We start from the raw sequence: 15,387 nt of genomic DNA on the forward strand, positions 1-15,387 counted from the left end.
GCGGGCTCGAGGTCAGGTCCGGCGGACGGGAACGGCCGTTCGGTGGCGGGCCCCGGAGCCGTGCGTCCCGGCCTGTCACGGCACCCGAAAAGCGGGCCTACCAGCGGTTATGTGATGATGGACACATCTCCGACCAAATCCAGAGAACGATGTTACGCTATTGAGACTTATCCGGCTGTAGGGCGTGTCGCACCCGCCGTGGTCACAGTCGTCGATCATCCCCCTGACCTCTCAGAGCTTTTAACGGCCCCCTTACGGGGTGCCTGCGAGCATCGAGTACGCCGTCAGAAAGGGTGTGTCGCGACCGTGCCGGGCGGTAGTGGGGGGAAGAGTACGAGGGGGATCGAATGATCACGATGACGGAAGAGCAGCGCCAGGACTGGTTCGAGCGTGACGTCGTCCCGGTCACCAGCCAGCTGTACGCGTCCGCGATGCGTCTGACCCGCAACACCGCCGACGCCGAGGACCTGGTCCAGGAGACCGTCACCAAGGCGTTCACCTCGTACCACCAGTTCCGCGAGGGCACCAACCTCAAGGCGTGGCTGCACCGCATCCTGACCAACAACTTCATCAACGACTACCGCAAGAAGCAGCGTTCGCCCAAGCTCTCGGCCACCGAGGAGATCGAGGACTGGCAGCTCGCCGCCGCCGAGTCCCACACCTCCACCGGCCTGAAGTCCGCCGAGACCGAGGCGCTGGACCAGCTTCCCGACAGCGCCGTGATGAACGCCCTGCGTGCCCTGCCCGAGGACTTCCGGGTGGCCGTCTACCTGGCCGACGTCGAGGGCTTCGCCTACAAGGAGATCGCCGAGCGGATGGGCACCCCCATCGGCACGGTCATGTCGCGCCTGCACCGGGGCCGGCGCCAGCTGCGCACCATGCTGGAGGGCTACGTCCGCGAGGAGGGCGGCTTCCGGCTCTCCGCCGGCGTCCAGGCGGCCTGACCCCCGGGCACGTCCCCTTCCCGCCCGACCCGTGGCCCGCCCCCTGCCGGGGGGCGGGCCACGGGCCTTTTCGGGGTCACGGGCTTCTCCGGGGTCACGGGCTTTTCCGGGGACGTCGAAGGGATCGCCGGGTCAGGGACGGGTCAGCCGGACGCGATCAGCGCGACCGCCCCGAGGGTGAAGCCCACGCCCACGACCTGCACGGTGTTGAGCCGTTCCCCGAGCACCTGGCGGGCCAGCAGCAGGGTGCTCGCCGGGTACAGCGAGACCAGGACGCCGACGAGGCTCAGCATCCCGCGCTGCTGGGCGAGCATGAACAACACGTTCGCCACCATGTCGAGGATCCCGGCGCCCAGGATGAAGGTCAGCGCCCCGGGTGCCGGGCGCAGGGTGCGGCCGGCGGCCAGGGCCAGCAGCCCGATGGCCGCGACCGAGGCCACGCGGGCACCGATCAGCGGCCAGATGCCGCCCCCCTCGGGAACCTGGGCGAGCAGGATGAAGAAGCCGCCGAAGCCCGCTCCCGCGGCCACCGAGGCCAGGACCGAGCGGTACCCTCCGCTCGACGTCTCCTCGGAGGAACTGCGGCTGACCAGCAGCACCGCCAGCAGCGCCAGGACCACCCCGCCGAGTGCGACCGGCGACGGGCGCTCCCCGACGGCGAGCCCGAACAGCACCGGCAGCACCGCCGAGACGGTCGCGGTGATCGGCGCCACCACCGACATCACGCCGGTGGCCAGCGCCCGGTAGAACAGCAGGACCGCCAACGCGCCGGAGATCCCCGAGGCCGCACCCCAGGTCAGCGTCGCCAGGGTGGGCGTCCCGGGCAGGACCGGCAGCAGGGCCAGGGCCAGCACCAGCCCGGCGGCCTGGGAGAGGACCACCACCGCGAACACCTGTGCCCGGCGGGTCGCCAGCCCGCCGAGGAAGTCGGCGGTGCCGTACACCGCCGCGCAGGCCGTCGCGAGTATCACTGCCGTCATGTCGAGCCCCCTAGTTCAATACAGTGAACTTTCAGGACAATATAGGAGGTGCAATGAAGTGCCAAACGGGTTCACCAAGCACCTCGGCGTGGATGCCCCGTCCTTCAGGGCGGGGAGGAAACGCGGATCGGCCAGGCATGGTGGTCCCCGGGTTTTGTCGGTGGGTTTCGGTAGGTTGATCGACATGTCCCGCTTCCGGCTTCAGCCTTCGCCTGCCCAAGAGGCGGCGTTGCTGGAGCACTGCGGGCATGCGCGTTTCGTGTGGAACCTCGCGGTGGAGCAGCACGCCCACTGGAAGCGCGGACGGAAGTCCGCACCCGGGTTCGCCGAGCAGTGCCGTCAGCTCACCGAAGCGCGAGCCGCTTTCGAGTGGCTGCGCGCTGGGTCGGTGACGGTTCAGCAGCAGGCGCTCAAGGACTTCCATCAGGCGATGGCGAACTTCTTCGGCAAGAGTCACCGCAAGCCGACGTGGCGTAGGCGCGGGCAGGGCGAGGGGTTCCGCATCGTCGCGGTCAAACCTGGAGACGTTCGCCGTATCTCCCGTAACGTCGGCGAGGTCAAGATCCCTAAGGTGGGGTGGGTGCGGTTCCGCTGGTCGCGCCCCGTTGCTGAGGCGAAGTCCTACCGGATGACCCGCGATGCGGCGGGCCGCTGGCATGTCGCATTCGCTGCGGTTCCTGAACCGATCCCCGCGCCGGGTACGGGTGAGGTCGTCGGTGCGGACCGGGGCGTCGCCGTGTCGGCCGCTCTGTCCACGGGTGAACTGCTGAACGCGCCCGGTCTGCGGGACACGGAGAAAAAGCGGCTGTTGAGGTTGCAGCGGAAACTCGCCAAGGCTAAGCGCGGGTCGAACCGGCGCGGCAAGGTCAAAGCCGCTATCGCCCGGCTGAAGGCCCGAGAGACCGATCGGCGCAAAGACTGGGTGGAGAAGACCAGCACCGACCTCGCCCGCCTGTTCGACGTCATCGCCGTCGAGGACCTGAAGATCAGCAACATGACCCGGTCGGCGCGCGGCACCGTCGAAGCGCCTGGGAAGAACGTCCGTCAGAAAGCGGGCCTGAACCGGGGCATCCTCGCCAACGGATGGGGCCAACTCGTGACCCGGCTGGAGCAGAAGGCTCCGGGCCGGGCACAGAAGATCAACCCGCGTTTCACGTCGCAGACCTGCAACGCCTGCGGGCACCGCGCAGCCGAGTCGAGAGAGAACCAATCTCGATTCGGCTGCGTTGCCTGCGGGCACCAGGCGCACGCCGACGTCAACGCGGCTAAGAACATTCGTGATACGGCGGCAGGGCATGCCGTCGCTGCGCGGGGAGGCTCAGCGTTGGCTAAGCCGGTGAACCGTGAACCTCAACGCGACCTCCTCCTCATGGGGTAAGTGCTGTTGGAATCCCCCGCCTTCAGGCAGGGGAGGATGTCAATACACTGAACCCATGGACCCGGAGACGATCACCGCGGCGGTCGCCAACAACGTGCGGGCCCAGCGGGCGCACCGCCAGATGACCCTCGACGAGCTCGCCGCCCGCTCGGGGGTGAGCCGGGGCATGCTGGTCCAGGTCGAGCAGGCCAGGACCAACCCGAGCATCAGCACGCTGACCCGCATCGCCGACGCGCTCGGGGTGACGGTCGCGCGGATGGTGGAGGTCTCCGACACCCCCGTGGTCCGGGTGGTGAGCCGGGCCGACGTCATCACGTTCCCGCACGGAAGGTCCAGCACGGCACGGCTGCTGGTCGGCACCGACGCCCCCGCCATCCTGGAGCTGTGGGACTGGAGCCTGGCCCCCGGCGACCACCACGACGGGGACGCCCACCCGCCGGGCACCCGCGAGATGCTGACCGTGCTGGAGGGGACGCTCATCCTGTCGGTGTACGGCAGGAGCCACCCGGTGCAGACCGGCGACGCGGTCGTGTTCAGCGCCGACCGCCCGCACCGGTACGCCAACGAGGGGGACGTCCCGCTGCGGTTCATGATGGTGGTCACCGAGCCCCGGGAGACGCCCGACCGCTGAGGTCGTGCGTCCTCTCCGGTCACCGACCGTCCAGGGCCCCGGTCGCCGGGCCTCCGGGGTCTCCGGTCACCGGCCCTCCAGGACCCCTGGACGCAGGCCGTCCGGGGGCCCGGGCCGCAGGCCCTCCGGGGCCCCGGGCGCGGGCCGGGGGCGGGAGCGGGTCACCTGTGGACGTGGCGTCGCGGTGGCGCGTCGGAACGGTGAAACGGCGGCCGATGTCCCATCCTGGTGGAGTGCCCGGCCATGATCGCGCGGGGGGACCCGGCCGGGATCGATCATCACCTCCGCGTCGCTTTCGGGGGGAAGCATGCGGGTCTGGACGGTGCCCATGGTGGCGCTGATCGCGGTCGCGGGGAACGCCTCCCCGATCACCCTGGTGGGATCGGTGGAACCGGCGGTGTCCGTGCCGCCCTCACCCAGGGTGTCCGTGCCGCCTTCACCCGGGGTGCCCACGGACCCGCCCTCACCCGCGGTGTCCGTCGGGCCGCCCGGGTCCGCGCCGGACGTCGGGCCCCTGCCGGACGCCGGATCCCTGCCGGACGCCGGAACCCCGCCGGGCACGGGACCCGTCCGGGCCCCGGCCCCCTGGGACGTCGCGGGCCGGGGAACGGCCGGGGCGAGGACGTCCCGGCACGAGGCCCGGTCGCCCGTCCCGCCCCCGGCCCGCCGCGTCGACTGCGAGCGGGTCAGGTGTGTGGCGCTCACCTTCGACGACGGCCCGGGACCCTACACCGGGTGGCTGCTCGACATCCTCGCCGAGCGCCGGGTCAGGGCGAGCTTCTTCGTCGTCGGGCGGATGGTCTCTGAGGAGGACGAGGCCGTCCTGCGCAGGATGGTGGCCGAGGGGCACGAGCTGGGCAACCACACCTGGAACCACCCGCAGCTGACCCGGCTGGGCCCCGGGGAGGTCAGGGAGGAGCTCGGCCGTACCCAGTGGCTGGTCAAACGGGTGACCGGGGTCACGATGGACCTGATGCGCCCGCCGTACGGGCTGACCGGCCCGTGGGTGGCCGCGGAGAGCCGCCATCTGGGGCTCGCCCAGATCCTGTGGAACGTCGACACGCGCGACTGGCACGACCGGGACGTCTCGATCGTCGCCCACCGCGCCGCCGGGGCCGGGCCGGGCTCCATCGTGCTGCTGCACGACATCCACCCCTCCACGGTGCGGGCCGTCCCGCGCCTGCTGGACGACCTGGCCGGTAAGGGCTACCGGTTCGTGACGCTGTCGGAGCTGTACGGGCGGCGTCCCGTACCGGGGAGAAGGTACTACCACAACCCCTGACGTGGACGTCCGCGGCGATCGCCCCGGGACGCCCACGGTGGAGCGGGGTCCCGGGGAGCGGGGCGTCCTCAGCAGAGCTGGCGGGTGGCCAGCCGGGCGAAGAGCCCGTCCGGTACGGCCAGCAGCTCCTCGTAGGTGCCCTGCTGGACGATCCGTCCCTCGTCCATCACCACGATGCGGTCGGCGTCCACCACGGTGGAGAGGCGGTGGGCGATCACCACCCGGGTGGCGTTGAGCCGGTGGGTGCTCTCGGCGACCACGCTCTGCGTGGGGTTGTCCAGCGCGCTGGTGGCCTCGTCGAAGAACACGATCCGGGGCCGGGCGATCAGCGCGCGGGCGATCATGATGCGCTGGCGCTGGCCGCCGGAGAACGTGGTGGTGCCCTCCGACAGCACGGTGTGCATGCCCATCGGCATGGCCTTGATGTCGGCGGCGAGCCCCGCCATCTCGGCCGCCGCCCACGCGTCGTCGATGGTGTAGGTGCTGCTGCCGATGATGTTGGCCTGGATGCTGCCCGCCTGCAGCGCGCCGTTCTGCAGCACCACCCCGCACTGGCGGCGGACGGCGGAGACGTCGAGCTCGGCGAGGTCCTGGCCGTCGTACAGGACGGTGCCGGACAGCGGGGTCTCGAAGCCCAGCAGCAGGCGCAGCACCGTGGACTTGCCGCTGCCCGAGGGGCCGACCAGGGCCACGAACTCGCCGGGCTCGATCGACAGGGCGACGCCGTCCAGGGTCAGCGGGCCGTCGGTGCCGTAGCGGAACGACACCCGGCTGAGCGCGAGCCGTCCCGACAGGTCGCCGGGGTCGGCCTTGGTGCCGTCGGTCTCCGGCCGGGCCTCCAGGATGGGCTTGATGTTCTCCATCATCGGCACCACGCCCATGGCGGTGACGGCCGCGGCGGTGAACTGCAGGCTGGAGGCCAGCAGCAGGCTGAACGCGGTGAAGAACGGCAGGAACGCGGCGATCGGGACCTCGCCCTTCAGCGGGCCCGCCACCACCGCGAAGACGATCGCCGTGCACACCAGCGGGAAGCCCGCGTTGAACGTGGTCACCACGTTCTGCACGCGGCGGGCCGAGGCGATCAGCGTGCGTCCCCTGGTGACCTCGCGCGTCCACTCGGCGAACGCCCGCTCCTCGGCGGCGGCGGCCCGCAGCTTCGGCATCGCGGTGAGCATCTGGAAGACCCGCGCCGACAGGGTCTGCTCGTGCCGGTACGCCTCCCGCTGCCAGCGCAGCTGCGCCCGGCCGGCGCCGAGGGCGAACCCGACCCCGCACAGGGTGAGCGCCATGGCGATCAGGGCCAGCCGCACGTCGTAGAAGAACACCAGGACCAGGTTGGCCGACCCGGTGAGCAGGCCCAGCGTGGCCGTGGTCAGCATGCCCGACAGCATCTCCTGCGCCGAGCTGATGCCCAGCACGGTGGTGCCCAGCTCACCGGTGGAGTAGCGGGTGAAGAACCCGGCGGGCAGGGAGAGCAGCCGGGTCCACAGGCCCGACTGCATGGCGGAGGTGGAGCGGCTCTCGATCCGGAGCACGGCGATGTTCTGCACCACCGACAGCGCGGCGATCACCACCCCGGAGGCGATCACCACCAGGGAGCCGTGCACGATGAGGTCGACCTCGGCGCGGACCGTGAACACGCCGAGCACCTGGCCCGTCATGATCGGGACGATCAGCCCGAGCAGGGCGACCAGCACCCCCATGGCCGCGAACCGCAGCAGGTCACCGCGGTTGCCGCTGAACAGGCCCAGGCGCAGCAGCGCGCCGACCGACCTGACCGAGGCGGGCAGCGGACGGTACAGCACGTGGGCCCGCTCGGTCACGTTGCGGGCGACGACCGCGGTGACCGGGGTGACCACGCCGTCGTCCACCATGACGTAACCGTGGCTCAGCGGGAGCAGCGCCACGTGGCGGCCCGTGGAGTGGGTGCCGACCATCGGCCCCAGGTCCTTGGTCCACCACTTGCCCTCCAGCCGCACGACGCGGGTCCGCACACCGGAGGCCAGCGCTATCGCCTGCAGGTCGTCCACGGTACGGCCCTGGCCGCCGTGCCGTACCGGAGGCCGGACGTCGAACCCCAGGTGTGCCCCGACCAGCCGGGCCGAGGCCAGCGAGGGCGGGTCGGCGGCCACGTCGGCCACCCGCACCGGGGAGTCGGTGTCCCGCAGCACGGCGTCGAAGCTCCGCACGGCCTGCGTCAGCACGGTGCCGTCGCGTTCGCTCAGCGCGGCGAGGGCGGCGCGCTCCTCGTCGCGCTGCCGGTCGATGCGCGCGTCGATGCGGGTCAGCAGGCGGACGGCGTGGGCGGTCAGCAGCTCGCCGAGCGCCCCGTCGCCCTCGCCGGAGACGGAACGCAGCGTGCGGGCCCGCAGCCGGGTGCCGGTGCGGGCGACCAGCCACTCTCCCTCGGTCAGGCAGACGTCGTCGCCCGCGCCGAGCAGCACGCCGTCGCTGTCGCCGATCTCCAGCTCGCCCGCCTCGACGCGCACGCACAGGACGCCGTCGACCGACCGCACGGTGGCGTCCGCGTCCAGCTCCGCCGTCCCGTCGGCGGGCAGCGGCACGAACTGGCGGGGCGGCAGGGTGCCGGGCAGCGCGCCGGCCAGCAGCTCGACGCCGTGACCGAGCCCCTTCATCAGCCAGTCGATCGCGTCGGCGGGCAGTCCGCCCAGCTGGGTGACCAGGACGTCGGAGAGCACGGCGCCGGGCACCGGCCGGGCCACGATCACGTGCCGCGGCCCCGAGCGCACCCCCCAGGCCAGTACCGTGCCGCTCTCGGCCCGGCCCAGGAAGTTCCAGCGTCCCTCCAGCTCGCCGCCCGCCGTCCGCACCGCGAACAGGTCGACCGCGCCGGCCTCGACCAGCAGCAGGAGCCGGGGGTCGTCGAGGATCATGAATCGTTCGGTGCCGAGGTCCACCCGGGTGGTGACCGGCAGGAGCTCCGCGGGGATCACGCGCCGCCCCCGGTCTCGAAGAGCCGCGCGTAGGGGCCGTCGGCGGCGAGCAGCGCCTCGTGGGTGCCGCGCTCGGCGATCCGGCCGCGGTCCAGGACGATGATCTCGTCCGCGTCGCGGACGGTGGACAGCCGGTGGGCCATCAGCAGGCAGGCGCAGCCGCGGCGGCGCAGGTTGTCCATGATGACACGTTCCGTCTCTGGGTCCAGGGCGCTGGTGGCCTCGTCGAGGATCAGCAGGGTCGGTTCGGCGGCCAGGGCACGGGCCAGTTCCAGCCGCTGCCGCTGGCCGCCGCTGAAGTTGCGGCCGTCCTCGCGGACGAACGAGTTGATCCCGCCGGCGCGGGCCTGGACGGTGTCGAAGACGGCGGCGTCGCGCAGCGCGGCGAACACCACCTCGTCGGGGACGGCGTCGTTCCACAGCGTCAGGTTGTCGCGCACGGTCCCGGAGAACAGGGCGATCTCCTGGTCGACGTAGGCCATCGAGGCCGCCAGCACTGTGCGCGGGATCTCCTCCACCGGACGCCCGTCCAGCAGGATCCGGCCGGAGCGCGGCTCGTACAGGCCGGTCAGCAGGCGGCCCAGGGTGGACTTGCCGCTGCCGGAGCCGCCCACGATCGCGATCCTGCTGCCCGGCATCACGGTCAGCGAGAGGTTGTGGATCATGGGTGGGGACAGCGGGCCGTACCCGAAGGTGATGTCCTCCAGGTCCAGGCGTCCCTCCAGGCGGGTGCCGGGTGCGACGCCGTCCTCGACGCCGTCCGCGCGCTCGAAGCAGCGGGCGATCGGGTAGCGCTCCACGTCCTGGATGCGCTTGATGTCGATGGTGAGGTCCTGCAGGCGGCTGCCGAGGTTGGTGAGCTGGGTGACCGGCCTGCTGAGCGCGGCCAGCAGGGTCTGGAAGGACACCAGGATGCCGATGCTGAGCACGCCCTCCACCACCCGCAGCCCGCCGACCAGCAGCATCAGCCCGGTGTTCACCGTGGCCAGCAGGGGGGGAACGACGATCAGCAGCGCGGTGGGCACGCCGAGCCGCTGCTGCGCGGTCACGGCCTTGGCCAGGAAGCCCGCCCAGCGGGTGAAGGCGTCGGGCTCGCCGCCGGTGGCCTTGACCGTCTCGATCATGCTGAGCGTGGCGAAGGTGGTGCCGGTGAGGTTGCCCCGGTCGTTGCGGAGCGTGGAGACCGCGTCCTTGCGCACCCGGGAGACCCAGCGCAGCACCACCATGTTCAGCGCGGCCATGCCGACGCCGATGACGCCGAGCAGCACGTCGTAGCGGACCAGCAGGGCGGCGTAGAAGACCACCAGCACCAAGTTGATGACCGTCAGCGTGAGGTCGCGGGAGAGGACCTCGGCCACGGTGTCGTTGGTGGAGACCCGCCGCGACACCTCGGCCGGGCGGCGCTGCAGGAAGAACTCGATGGGCAGCCGGAGCAGGTGGCGGAAGAAGCGGGCGGAACCGGCCAGCCCGATCCTGATCTCCAGCCGTAACAGGTAGAACTGCTGCACGGACGTCAGTACGAAGATCGCCACCGCGGTGAGCGCCATGGCCACCAGCAGCGCCGGCAGGTAGTCCGGCGCGCGGCCGCTGAGCACCTGGTCGATGAAGACCCGGGAGTAGGCGGGCCCGGCGATGCCGGGGACCACCAGCAGCGCGCTGGCCAGCAGCACCAGCGGCAGCGCCCGCCCGCTCGGCAGCCGCCACCGCATCAGCGCCTTGCCCAGCCTGCTGCGCTCGCCGCCGCGGGTGAAGTCCGGGCCGCGCTCGAACGTCAGCATGATCCCGGTGAAGCCGGAGTCGAAGTCCGACCACTCCATCAGCCGCGGTCCCCCGGAGGGGTCGTTGACCGCGACCATGGTGCGGCCGAACCTGGTCGTCACCCCCTCGACGACCAGGAAGTGGTTGAACGCCCAGAAGATGATCACCGGCCCGGTCTGCTTGCGCACGTGCTCGGCCTCGACCTGGAAGCCCCGGGCGACCAGCCCGTAGGAGCGTGCCGCCGCCATCACCGAGGACGCCTTGGAGCCGTCCCTGGACACCCCGCACCGGCCGCGCAGCTCCTCCAGCGGCACGTGCCTGCCGTAGTGGGCCAGGACCATCGCCAGCGCGGCCGCCCCGCACTCGACGGCCTCCATCTGCATCACGGTCGGCACCCGGTGGGGGCGCCTGCCGCGTGCGCGTGAGGGCCGCCGCCCCCGCCCCCGCTCGGGCGTGGACGCGGGGGTGGGTTGCGGCGGGGGCGGGGCGGGCAGGGTGGTGTTCGTCATCGGTGGCTCCTTCGTCAGCGCCCGAGCAGCAGGTCGAACGGCCTCTGCTCGCCCAGGTGGATGGAGGCCGTCACGCTCACCTGGGAGTCGAGCCGCACGGGCGGGCCCTGCGTGGTCGACCAGGCGTACCCCGAGCGCGTCTGCGGGTCGGGGATGAGGTCCACGATGATCATCAGGGGGGCGTGGCCGGCGCTGTACTTCCTGGCGGCCAGCTCGCCGCCCACCATTCCGGCCAGCGCCTCCTCGGTCAGCGGGTAGCGGCTGACCGAGGTGACCTTGCCGCGCAGCAGCCCGAAGACGGCGGCGGGCGCGGTGGCGACCGACAGGTCGACCAGCCGTCCGGGGGAGATCAGCGCCGTCCGGTCCGCGGGGACGAACAGCATGGCGACCAGGCGGTCACCGGTGACGTCGGTCCGCTCGACCGTGGCCACCGTGGTGCCGACCGGGACGACCTGGCCGTCGCTGACCGTGGTGTCGACCACCTGCCCGGCGAACGGGCTGGTCACCGTCCGCAGCTCGCCCTCGGCGTCCTGGAGCTCCACGATGTCCTGGCCGACGGTCACCGACTGGCCCGGCTTCACCAGGACGCGCTGGGCCATGCCGGTGTGCAGGCTCTGGATACGGGCCGTACCGCCGGGGTGGGTGAGCAGGCCGGGCGCGCTGACCGAGATGCGCAGCTCGTCGGCGAACGACCAGAACAACCCGCCCGCCATGGTGATCATCACCACGAACACCGCGATCCAGCCGCGGGGGGTCACCAGCAGCATGGGGGAGTCGAGCTCATCGGGTTCGCGGGCCCTCTGCAGGGCCTTGTATCGGAATTGCAACGCGGTTCACCCTTCCATGCGGGGACGGGAGCCGAGCACGAGCTCCCCGACGGTGCCCTCGAGGAGCGGGTCGCGCCCCGAGGCGGTGGCGAAGGCCGCGCTGTCGCCGCCGCCCAGGCCGCACACGGCCAGGTTCATCGCGGTGGCGACCAGGTAGAGGGTCTGGTAGAGCACGCCCACGTGCTTGAGCACCAGGGGGTAGGCGACGGTCTCGTACTTCCACATCACCCGGCCGAACCGGGCCGCGACCAGCAGCACGACCTGCGGGTCGGCCTCCAGCATGGCCGCGCCCCGCGCCTCGGAGACCAGCGCCGCGGTGGCCTTGCACGGCTCGGCGACGAGCTCCAGCTCATGCCGGTCGGTCGCGTAGTGCCACAGTCCCGCCGGCACCCCCTCGCACGCCGTCACCAGCGGGTAGACCTCCAGCTCGTGCACGGCGCCGCCGCTGGGGTAGGGCCGGTCGGCCAGCTCCTGCCCGTCGCTGCCCGTCATGGTGCCCCGCCTGCGCAGGGACCGGTAGAGCAGCTCGCCGAGCTGGTCGAGGGTGATCGGCGCCTCCGTGTCATGGGCGCGGATCGAACGGCGCCGCTCCAGCACCTCGGTGAGCGAGGGGTCGGCGGCGGCGATCCGCTCCAGGTCCGGTACGGGCAACGCGACCGTCCGGGTGCCCGCGGGCGGGGGGGAGACCGGCTCCGGCGGGAAGCGGTCGCCCAGGGGGTGGGTGCCGCCGTAGCCGGGAGCCGAGGCGGGGGTGCGGGTACGGGCGTGGAAGGCCAGGTCGCCGGGGTGCCACTGGGCGTGGGAGCGCTCGGTGGTCTCGACGTCGTCCTCGGGGCCGCCCGGGGCCAGCAGGCCGGCCGTGGCCAGCAGCCGCAGCACCGGGGCGGGGACGCCGGTGCTCCAGTTCGCCAGCTCGCCGAGCAGGCCGGCGGCCCGTGGCGCCAGCTCGACGGCCAGGTGACGGCCCGGGGCCTGCAGGGTCAGCGTGCCGTCCACCACCCGTGCCTCGGCGAAGCGCGACAGCCGCGCGGGACCGGCCGGGGCCGGGGCGAGCAGCGTCGTCCCCCTGCCGACCAGGCGCAGCCTGGCGGTGATCCCGGTGATCTCGCCGGCCTCACCGGCCCTGCCGGCCTCACCGGCCCTGCCGGTCTCGTCGGCCTCGCCGGTCACGCGCACGGCGTGCTCGATCAGCCCGGAGACGTTCAGCCCGCGGAAGAGCATGTGCCAGCGCAGCAGCCCGGTCTCGCCGTCCAGGGCGGTTACCGCGGCGGCCAGTTCGGTGTCGTCGCGGTCGCCGTCGGACAGGAGCTTCAGGGCCGCGCCCTGCCCCGGCGTCAGCGCCTTGAGCTGGACGACCGTGCCGGACAGGTCGAGGTGCTCGCCGGTGAACGACGCGCCGCGGCGGAACCGGGAGACGATGGTGGGATTCATGTGGCCTGCCGCCCGTCTCAGAAGAACACGTTCCAGGAGTTGATCTCCTCCTGCGGCGTGGGACGGTCGACCCAGCCGAGCTTCACCGGGGTGTCGTAGATGCGGCCGGGGCCGAGCCGGCGCCAGAAGTGCCGCAGGCCGGGCGCCATCACCTTGACGACGTTCAGCTCCAGGTCGGGACGGGTCTGGTCGACGACGATCACCTCGGAGCCGGCCTCGGCGATCGTGTCCACGCATCCCTGCACGACGGCCGCCAGCTCGTTGGGGGCGGGCGCGCCGACGGTGGCCGGTGCGAGGTCGGGGTGGGGCAGCAGCCAGGGCTCGGAGGCGATCTTGGCCTTCTTGCACCACTCCAGCAGCCCCGGGTCGTCGGCCCGGTACCTCGTGTTGCCCTGCTCGTCGCGTCCCTCGATCGTCGGCAGGAACTGGTTGAGCTCGGTGAGCGCGCGGAACGCCGCGATGCGCGAGTCGGGGTGGGCGCCGAAGCCCACCATGATGTCCTCCACCTCGTGGCGGCGGCGCGACAGGGCGGCGTACACCGGCATGCCGAGGTCGGTGGTGAGGTCGAGCATCCACAGGTCGCGGTCCATGCCGTCGTAGAAGGCCCGCAGCTCGCCCACGTAGGGGTCGTTCAGGGAGTCGAGGTCGAAGCCGCGGACGCGCGCCCGGTTGTACCACCACAGCGCCACGGAGTCGCGCTCGACCAGCTCGCACAACCCCTGCAGGATCGCCTCCTCCAGCGTGTTGCCGGCCGCGCTTCCGTTGGAGTCGCCGATGCAGAAGAAGTGCTCGTTGAGGTCGGGGTGGCCGTACCAGGCGTAGGCGGCCGGGACCAGCCGCTCCTCGTCACGGGTCAGCGACCAGGCCCGCGACCAGTCGAACGGCACGGTCTCCTCGAAGGGGTCGGGCACGAGCTGCAGCCGGTGCGCCGGGTCGGCGTTCCACTCCGCGCGCCCGGCCCGCTGCTCGTCGGAGAAGAGCAGCAGCCGGTCCGGGTGCACGGCCGTCACCGGGTCCAGGTCGGCGTAGGCGGCCCGGACGACCGGCTCGTCGCCCCGCCACACCCCCGAGTAGCGCTCGATCGCCTCGCAGACCGCGCTGACCTTGGCCTGGATCTCCGAGCGTCCCTTGCCGCCGCTCTGCCCGCGCAGGTTGCGGCGGAGCAGGTCCATGCTGTCGTTGACCATGGCGAAGTTGTGGCCGGCGGCGTAGCTGTAGGTCAGGCCGTTGGCCTCGTCGCCGATCGGCATCAGCTTGGTGATCGCGCCCAGCAGGGGGCTGATGTGCTTCTGCAGCCGGTCCAGGGTCTGCTGCGGCCTGTCGACGCGGTAGCCGCCGTCGGTGGTGTGGCTCGCCTGCCGGGGAGCGAGCACGATCTTGGGGTTGCGCTCGACCGGCACGCCGCACGAGGGGCACTGCGGCTGGCGGACGAGGAAGTGCCTGGCGGTCTCCAGGGTGCTCATGTCGAGGGTGACCAGGGTGCCGCAGACCGCCCCGGGCTCGCCGGTCGCCACGATGCGGGCGATCTCGGACGCGAGCATCCCGGACAGCGCCGTCGGGCCCGCCGCGGTCCGCGCGCGTGCCGGGTTGAACGGCACCCGCTCGCCGCGCTTGGAGGCCAGGTAGCGCTCGAGCTGGCGGTTGCCGGAGAGCCGCTGCTCCAGGCACGACCAGCAGCCGGTGTGGTCGGGGTCGAAGAACGGGCCGAGCCAGGTGGTGACGCCGCCCGGCTTGGCCAGCAGCCAGGGCCGCCCGGCCGCGAGCTGCAGCGTGTTGCGGTGCTCCAGGGCACGGTCGAGGTAGTCGTCGACGAGCACCACCGACACCCCCTCGGCGGGGACCTCGTCGATCGGGCCGGAGCGCACCGTCAGCCCCAGCGCGGCCAGGGCGTCCATGACGGGGGCGGGGTCGACCCCCTCGGCGGAGGAGACGGTGACCGGCGCGCCCGCGGTGACGGCGGTGGGGTCGACGTTCAGCGCGTCCCAGTAGGCCAGCACCTCCTGGGGCAGGTCGGGCCTGCCCTCGGCGAGGTGGCCGGCCGCCTCGTAGCGGCGCAGCGTGGCCAGCACCGTGGTGAACGGCAGGGTCCCGGCCAGCTCCTGGACGATCTCGCTGACCGTCCTGCGGCCGTCGAGGTAGGGCAGCACCGCCACGGCGGCCTTTCCCGGGACCAGGAAGTCCTTGCCCTCGGCGAACAGGAAGACCCGCTCACCGTCCACGACGTCCACATGGAAATGAGCTTTCAATCGCGGGCTCTCCATCGGCATTCCCCTTTTTCAACGCTTCCGGACAACCGGCTTCACGCGAATTTAAACACGGCGGCAGGGGGTGGGAGAATGCGTAAAAAGTCATACGCATACCCGTGCCGATACTTAGGTATCGCCGATTCGGCCTCAGTATCGGCATGATCGTCAAGGATCCGTGCCGCTCCGGAGCGGCCCCGCCGTGCCCCCTCGCGCCCGTGCGCGCGCCGGGTTCCGCCTGGAATCCTCTGCCCGCACGGACGCGGTCACCCGGCGGCGGCGTTCGAGGTTGTCGCTGGTGGCGCCGGGCTTCGGGGCGGTGGACGCCACCCGGCCCGGGTCCTGCGGCGACGGCGCGGGCCCGGCGCCGGGGAAAATCGGCCCTCGCCTGGGGGAGGACCCGGCCGGCCCCGCTCGCGGGCCCCGGAGCACGGCCGGGTCCCGCGACAG

Annotated in this window: 10 protein-coding genes; 4 read left to right on the top strand and 6 right to left on the bottom strand. The window is 72.2% G+C overall.

Annotated elements, in window-relative coordinates:
* The first annotated feature begins 347 nt into the window (after positions 1–347).
* Positions 348–944: a sigma-70 family RNA polymerase sigma factor gene (locus ABD832_RS14410; protein ID WP_344894276.1), complete on the top strand. Its 597-nt coding sequence runs from the start codon at positions 348–350 to the stop codon at positions 942–944.
* 143 nt (positions 945–1,087) lie between these two features.
* Here the strand turns inward: ABD832_RS14410 and ABD832_RS14415 are convergent, their stop codons facing one another.
* On the bottom strand, positions 1,088–1,924 hold the full coding sequence (locus tag ABD832_RS14415) for an EamA family transporter (RefSeq protein WP_344894279.1): 837 nt from the start codon (positions 1,922–1,924) through the stop codon (positions 1,088–1,090).
* A gap of 184 nt (positions 1,925–2,108) precedes the next feature.
* Here ABD832_RS14415 and ABD832_RS14420 point away from each other — a divergent pair, with 184 nt between their 5' ends.
* The 3 genes from ABD832_RS14420 to ABD832_RS14430 all read left to right on the top strand — a co-directional run bounded on the left by ABD832_RS14420 (position 2,109) and on the right by ABD832_RS14430 (position 5,215).
* Entirely contained in the window at positions 2,109–3,302 is a 1,194-nt protein-coding gene (locus ABD832_RS14420) for an RNA-guided endonuclease InsQ/TnpB family protein (protein ID WP_344894281.1), read from the top strand.
* Between the two features lie 55 nt (positions 3,303–3,357).
* Complete coding sequence (locus ABD832_RS14425; RefSeq protein WP_344894284.1) at positions 3,358–3,933, top strand: helix-turn-helix domain-containing protein; 576 nt, start codon at positions 3,358–3,360, stop codon at positions 3,931–3,933.
* A 307-nt stretch (positions 3,934–4,240) separates the two neighbouring features.
* Positions 4,241–5,215, top strand: coding sequence for a polysaccharide deacetylase family protein (locus ABD832_RS14430; protein ID WP_344894287.1), 975 nt, complete (start codon positions 4,241–4,243; stop codon positions 5,213–5,215).
* Between the two features lie 68 nt (positions 5,216–5,283).
* Here the strand turns inward: ABD832_RS14430 and ABD832_RS14435 are convergent, their stop codons facing one another.
* The 5 genes from ABD832_RS14435 to ABD832_RS14455 are packed head-to-tail and all read right to left on the bottom strand — an operon-like array spanning position 5,284 to position 14,940.
* Complete coding sequence (locus tag ABD832_RS14435) at positions 5,284–8,169, bottom strand: NHLP bacteriocin export ABC transporter permease/ATPase subunit (RefSeq protein WP_344894290.1); 2,886 nt, start codon at positions 8,167–8,169, stop codon at positions 5,284–5,286.
* Positions 8,166–10,436, bottom strand: a complete 2,271-nt coding sequence (locus ABD832_RS14440; RefSeq protein WP_344894294.1) for an NHLP family bacteriocin export ABC transporter peptidase/permease/ATPase subunit — start codon at positions 10,434–10,436, stop codon at positions 8,166–8,168. The genes ABD832_RS14435 and ABD832_RS14440 overlap by 4 nt, the downstream gene beginning before the upstream one ends.
* A gap of 14 nt (positions 10,437–10,450) precedes the next feature.
* Positions 10,451–11,263 (bottom strand): biotin/lipoyl-containing protein, encoded by an 813-nt coding sequence (locus ABD832_RS14445; RefSeq protein WP_344894297.1) that lies wholly within the window; start codon positions 11,261–11,263, stop codon positions 10,451–10,453.
* A gap of 6 nt (positions 11,264–11,269) precedes the next feature.
* A complete protein-coding gene (locus tag ABD832_RS14450) occupies positions 11,270–12,694 on the bottom strand; it encodes a SagB family peptide dehydrogenase (protein ID WP_344894300.1) in 1,425 nt (474 codons plus the stop codon).
* A 17-nt stretch (positions 12,695–12,711) separates the two neighbouring features.
* Positions 12,712–14,940 (bottom strand): TOMM precursor leader peptide-binding protein, encoded by a 2,229-nt coding sequence (locus ABD832_RS14455; protein ID WP_344894303.1) that lies wholly within the window; start codon positions 14,938–14,940, stop codon positions 12,712–12,714.
* Positions 14,941–15,387: the final 447 nt, after the last annotated feature.

Source organism: Streptosporangium longisporum (genome assembly GCF_039534895.1).
Classification (GTDB): Bacteria; Actinomycetota; Actinomycetes; order Streptosporangiales; family Streptosporangiaceae; genus Streptosporangium; species Streptosporangium longisporum.

Coding starts and splice junctions, on each gene's coding strand:
- ABD832_RS14410 (WP_344894276.1), top strand. CDS start 348: ATGATCACGATGACGGAAGAGCAGCGCCAGGACTGGTTCGAGCGTGAC.
- ABD832_RS14415 (WP_344894279.1), bottom strand. CDS start 1,924: ATGACGGCAGTGATACTCGCGACGGCCTGCGCGGCGGTGTACGGCACC.
- ABD832_RS14420 (WP_344894281.1), top strand. CDS start 2,109: ATGTCCCGCTTCCGGCTTCAGCCTTCGCCTGCCCAAGAGGCGGCGTTG.
- ABD832_RS14425 (WP_344894284.1), top strand. CDS start 3,358: ATGGACCCGGAGACGATCACCGCGGCGGTCGCCAACAACGTGCGGGCC.
- ABD832_RS14430 (WP_344894287.1), top strand. CDS start 4,241: ATGCGGGTCTGGACGGTGCCCATGGTGGCGCTGATCGCGGTCGCGGGG.
- ABD832_RS14440 (WP_344894294.1), bottom strand. CDS start 10,436: ATGACGAACACCACCCTGCCCGCCCCGCCCCCGCCGCAACCCACCCCC.
- ABD832_RS14450 (WP_344894300.1), bottom strand. CDS start 12,694: ATGAATCCCACCATCGTCTCCCGGTTCCGCCGCGGCGCGTCGTTCACC.